We start from the raw sequence: 4,788 nt of genomic DNA, 5'->3' as shown, positions 1-4,788 counted from the left end.
GAGGTGGGCTCGCAGGTGCTGGTGGGCTACGAGCACGGCCAGGCCGAGTTCCCGGTGGCGCTGGGCAACCTGTTTCACCCCCAAAACAAGCAGAACACGTCCTACAGCCCGCCCAACAACAACCTCAAAGGCCTGCAAACGGCCGGCGGCAACAAGTTTGTGATGAGCGAGGTGGCGGGGGCGCAAAGCATCCTCATTTCCAATTCCAATAACAAGGGAACTTCGATTCTGGTCAGCTTCAAGGGCGACGGTAGCATCAACCTCACCACCAACGGACCCATCAACCTCACCTCGGGCGACAGCATCTCCATTGAAGCCAAGAAAAACATTTCGATGCGCGCCGGGGAGGACATTACGCTGGCGGCCGACAAGAACATTATGGCCGAAACCAAGGACGGGAGCATCGGCATTCGGGCCAAGCAACGACTGGTGCTTACGGCCACGGACGAAGACCTCGCGTTGGAAGCCAGCAGTAAAAAAATACTGGCCAAAGCATCCGATAACGTGGAACTATCGGCCGGGGCCGTAGCCAAGATTATGGGTTCCGACATCAAATGGAGCAAGTCGTAAGCCCAAATGCCACGGTTTTCTCTGTCTTCCTCCAATTGATAATTCACTTCAAACCCTATGGCTAACGCATTGGACCAAGCGCAAGCCACGTCGGCTCAAGACCCCATTGGGAAAGGAAAGGTGGGCGAGCCCGACCAGCCGAACAAGGTCGGGGTGAAGATTAAAGCCGCCATCTTCTTCGACGGGACCGGCAACAACGAAAACAACACGAAGAAGCGGATAAAGGACCCTTATTACATGACGATGGAGTTCGACCCACTGGGCCGCCGCGGGAGCTACAAAAACGCCTATTCCAATGTCGCCTTACTGCACTTCATGCACCAAAAGAAGGTAGGCAATGAGAAAATTATATCGGTGTACATGGAAGGCATCGGCACCACCAACGACGGCAACGACGACATAAGCGGCGGCGGCTTCGGGTCAGGGCCAACCGGCATTCCGGCGCGTGTAACGGAAGGCATTAAACGATTGGAATCTAGCATAAAATCGCTGCTGATTGCTACTGAGGACAGCTATCTGGAAGAGTTGACCGTCTACGCTTTTGGCTTTAGCCGGGGCGCGGCGGCGGCCCGCCACTTCTGCGCCCGGCGCACCGATTCGCGGGGCCGTGAGAACAATTTGTGCAAGGCACTGGGAGTCGACCCGGCGGTGGTAAAGCTGAAATTTGTAGGTCTTTTCGATAGCGTCTCGTCGTTCGACGAAAACGACAAGGAAGATACCAGCTTGAGCAGCCTGCTGGGCAAGGCCGTGCGCCACAAGCTATTCAATGACTACTCTTTTCGCAACGATGTGCCCGAGTTGCACCTGTGGCTGGATGACCCTACGCTGGAAAAAGTGGTGCAGCTGCGGGCGGCCGATGAATACCGGGTCAACTTTTCCATCACCACTATTGAGAGCGCCACTAGCCAGCAAAAGGGCCTGGAGCTGCTGCTGCCGGGCGCGCACTCCGACATCGGCGGCGGCTACCAGCCCGGTGCCACCGAAAAGCTGGAATATAAGAACCCTGCGCAGTACAAGCTGGCCGCGCACTTTCAGCGCCAAGGCTGGTACCTGCCCGCCCAGCTGGTGACCACCTGGAAAGATAAAGGCCAGGGCGTGCCCCGGCAAAAAATCGTTACGGGCACGCGCACGCTCGGCAATTCCTTTCAGCACGTGTCGCTGGCCGTCATGCTCAAGCTCATCGTGGCGGCCGAGTGCGAAATCAAGTTTGATTCGCCGACCGCGCCCGACGAGCGCACCGCGAAATACACGGTGCCGCCCGGCCGGTTGGCCACTGTGCGCGACCAGCTAGCGGGCTTTGCCGTGGCGCAGTTTGGGGCGCGGCCCGCTACTGCCGTCACCGCCCCCGTGGCCGATGCCGACTACCGCTGGCTGCGGCAGCACTACCTACACCTGTCGTGGAGCAACAACACCGGCATGGAGATGCGCGTCAATACCAGCGCGTACGATGCCAAGCTCGAAGCCCATTCGCAGCGGCAGCTAGCCGCCATGGAGGCGGCGCGCCAGCAGGCCCCGGCCGACAGCAGCGGGTCCTTGCCCCCCATGCCGCCGATGGAAGAACTGCCACCCAACGACAGCTACCTGCCAACCCGCCTGCCCATTCCGGGCTAGGCCGCCTGCTTCGCTCATTCAATTTGCCACCATGCTCCGCCCACCCACCTACTTGATTGCTTTGCTGCTTAGCTTGGTGGCGTGCGCAGCTCGCTCCCCTGCCCCGTCTATGCCAAATTTGTCTGCTCCGCTGCCCGGTGTTCCGGCGGCCCCCTTGCCTCCCGAGCGCTTCCGTCTTTCGGCTGCCCCCGCAGCGGCGGAAGGCTATCCGATGGAAGTGATAGACGGCTACTTCCTGCCTGCTGCCGGCACTGGTAGCACCGGCATTCCCATCGCCCCCGAGTTTTTGGAAGGGGACTGGGGGTCCTCGGCCATCAGTTGGGGCGTGGGCGACCCCATGCAGCCCGTGCCGGAACGGTTTTGGGTGCGCTGGTACTCGTACCCGGAAGACAAGTTCTACGAGGGCCAATTCTTACTGCCGCAGCAGCGCCTGACCGAGCTACTACGCCAGGGCTACTGGAACACCAAAGACAAGCAGCACGAAACGTATGATGAACTGACGATGTGCCTGCTGCCCAAGGGCGTGGTAGTGGTCTGGCTAGCGGGTGCCAACCAAGTGCTGCTCGGCCGCTACGAGGGCCGCGAGATTCAGTACGATTTCAAACAGTTCAACGAAGCGGCCAACCGGCCCAAGATGGTGGCACAGGAGCGGGCCAAAATGCCAGCAGCCGTGCAGCAGGAAATCAAGACCCATACCCTCAGTACCCGACGTTGGGATGCCTACCTGAAGACGTACTCTTGGCAACTGGCCTTCAACCGACCTTTGCAACTCGAAACATTCAGCCTTACCTGCTTGAATGCCGAGCGCACGCACTATCCACCTACGGCTGACCTGCCCGCCTACGTACGAGACTTATTGCGGCCCCAAACGCGCGCAGTTCCCGCTCACCTGCTGCTGGTGGTGGATGCGGGCTACGGGCGGCGGCGTAAAATTCGGGTCGATGCCTTTGAGGAGGCCGAGACGCTGGCCGCCTTCCGCCAGTTGCAAGCCGCCCGGCCCAACAGCCCGCTCACGCTTTACGTCGAAACGGACGAGCGCGTGAGCCAAGCCCGTTTTTTTGTCAAAAACGACCAACAGCAGGTGCCGCTGCCTCACGCCAAAGTGGTGGTTTACGACGCCGAATGAGCGCAATGGCTGCCGCACCTCCGCTCCCCGTTGCGCCGGCGCTGCGCCCGGCCGTGGCCCACTACACGGCCACTAGTCGCTGGGAAGCCTACGCCGCTGGTGATTTCCAAGCCACCACCGTCGCCAAGACCCTGCGCCTGCAGGTGCATTCGCTGGCCGAGGGCATGAGCGTCACCCTCGAAAGCGGTCCACCGTCGCTTCGCACGTCGACCGACACAGAGCCGCTGGCCGAGTTGGCTCAGCGGCTGGCGGCCCTCTACGCCCGCCTGGAGTTGTTGCTGACCCCCGCTGGCGAAGTGGCCGCGCTGCTCAACTACGATGCGCTGCGGCAAGCCGGCGAGCAGCTGCTGACCGAGTTGCGGGCCACCACTGCGCCCGACGACCGCGTGACCGCGACGCTACTGGACTTTACCGAACGGCAATTGGCTTCGCCAGCCGCTTTGCTGCACTCGCTCCAATTCGACTACCTTTACCAAACGCTGTTGCCGGGCTTGTGCCACCAACCGTTCGGCTCACCTCGGCCACCCCGACGGTTTGCCGGCTTCTTCGACAAAACGCCGCTGTGGTTTGCCGAGCAGGTGACGGCGGAGCCGGTGGTGGGCACGGAGTCGGTGGGCCTGCGCGTGCACGGCCCGCTCGACCTTCAGCGAACAGACTCAGTCACTGTACAAAACCATTTGGCTAACGCTCTGCAACTGGCTGCCGCCAGCTGGCCAGGCCAATCACCGCCCCTGCCAACGCCGCACTTTTGCTACGAGGCCGCCTATACCATGGAACTTGCTACGGGCTTGCCCGAACACGCCGAACTAACCGTATACGCTCGGGCCGGACAGTTGCTTAACAAAGAATATCACCTTACCCTTGCGCGCATATGAGTCAGGTTGGACAAGAACTCGTCTGCAATGGCGCCATCTGCCGTTGCGATAAAGGCACACTGCCCAGTCAGTTGCAGGTGGTCAGTCCGCACAACAGCCACTTGCAAGGCAAGCTTGTGGCTACTACCCTGGACAAAACGTTCCTGCCCTTTGGAACCTGCGCCCTCAAAAACAACACTCCTTGTGCCCCTGCACTGCTGTTGTGGGAGGACGTTTTTGAGTTGGTAGAAGTCAACCAGCCCGGCCGCCACCCATTGCTGGAGAAAAGCACTATTCGTTGCGCCATAGGGGGCCAAGTGAGCGTCCTTAACACTTTACAAATCGCTATTCCGGCTCTGCCCGCCCCACCACGGATAGAGGCCGTGCGCACGGCCTTTTTAAGCTTGTGTCCGCTCTTGCTCAACGAGGAAGAATAGATTTGCTGGGGGGCAAGAAAGACTGCTAAGGCCAGCTGTTCACGCCCCGGAGGTGGGCTCGCAGGTGCTGGTGGGCTACGAGCACGGCCAGGCCGAGTTCCCGGTGGCGCTGGGCAACCTGTTTCACCCCCAAAACAAGCAGAACACGTCCTACAGCCCGCCCAACAACAACCTCAAAGGCCTGCAAACG

The 4,788-nt window shown here is 60.5% G+C and carries 6 protein-coding genes; all 6 read left to right on the top strand.

The genetic code is table 11. From position 1 onward, the window contains the following. Positions 1-570: DUF2345 domain-containing protein (locus VF629_RS22705; protein WP_331060797.1), on the top strand; the 570-nt coding region annotated here is incomplete at its 5' end. Between the two features lie 57 nt (positions 571-627). Continuing rightward, positions 628-2,181, top strand: a complete 1,554-nt coding sequence (locus VF629_RS22700) for a phospholipase effector Tle1 domain-containing protein (RefSeq protein WP_331060796.1) — start codon at positions 628-630, stop codon at positions 2,179-2,181. A 109-nt stretch (positions 2,182-2,290) separates the two neighbouring features. Then, positions 2,291-3,307, top strand: coding sequence for a DUF2931 family protein (locus VF629_RS22695; protein ID WP_331060795.1), 1,017 nt, complete (start codon positions 2,291-2,293; stop codon positions 3,305-3,307). A 5-nt stretch (positions 3,308-3,312) separates the two neighbouring features. Next, positions 3,313-4,182 carry a hypothetical protein gene (locus VF629_RS22690; protein WP_331060794.1) on the top strand — a complete coding sequence of 290 codons (870 nt, stop codon included), beginning with the start codon at positions 3,313-3,315 and terminating at the stop codon, positions 4,180-4,182. Continuing rightward, a complete protein-coding gene (locus tag VF629_RS22685) occupies positions 4,179-4,598 on the top strand; it encodes a DUF4280 domain-containing protein (protein ID WP_331060793.1) in 420 nt (139 codons plus the stop codon). The genes VF629_RS22690 and VF629_RS22685 overlap by 4 nt, the downstream gene beginning before the upstream one ends. A gap of 52 nt (positions 4,599-4,650) precedes the next feature. Then, positions 4,651-4,788: hypothetical protein (locus VF629_RS25850; RefSeq protein WP_414653925.1), on the top strand; the 138-nt coding region annotated here is incomplete at its 3' end.

Source organism: Hymenobacter sp., from assembly GCF_036388155.1.
In the GTDB taxonomy this organism is placed as follows: domain Bacteria; phylum Bacteroidota; class Bacteroidia; order Cytophagales; family Hymenobacteraceae; genus Hymenobacter.
The sequence above is the reverse complement of the archived record's forward strand: the minus strand, read 5'-3'. Positions and strand labels throughout refer to the sequence as shown.

Coding starts and splice junctions, on each gene's coding strand:
- VF629_RS22695 (WP_331060795.1), top strand. CDS start 2,291: ATGCCAAATTTGTCTGCTCCGCTGCCCGGTGTTCCGGCGGCCCCCTTG.
- VF629_RS22700 (WP_331060796.1), top strand. CDS start 628: ATGGCTAACGCATTGGACCAAGCGCAAGCCACGTCGGCTCAAGACCCC.
- VF629_RS22685 (WP_331060793.1), top strand. CDS start 4,179: ATGAGTCAGGTTGGACAAGAACTCGTCTGCAATGGCGCCATCTGCCGT.
- VF629_RS22690 (WP_331060794.1), top strand. CDS start 3,313: ATGGCTGCCGCACCTCCGCTCCCCGTTGCGCCGGCGCTGCGCCCGGCC.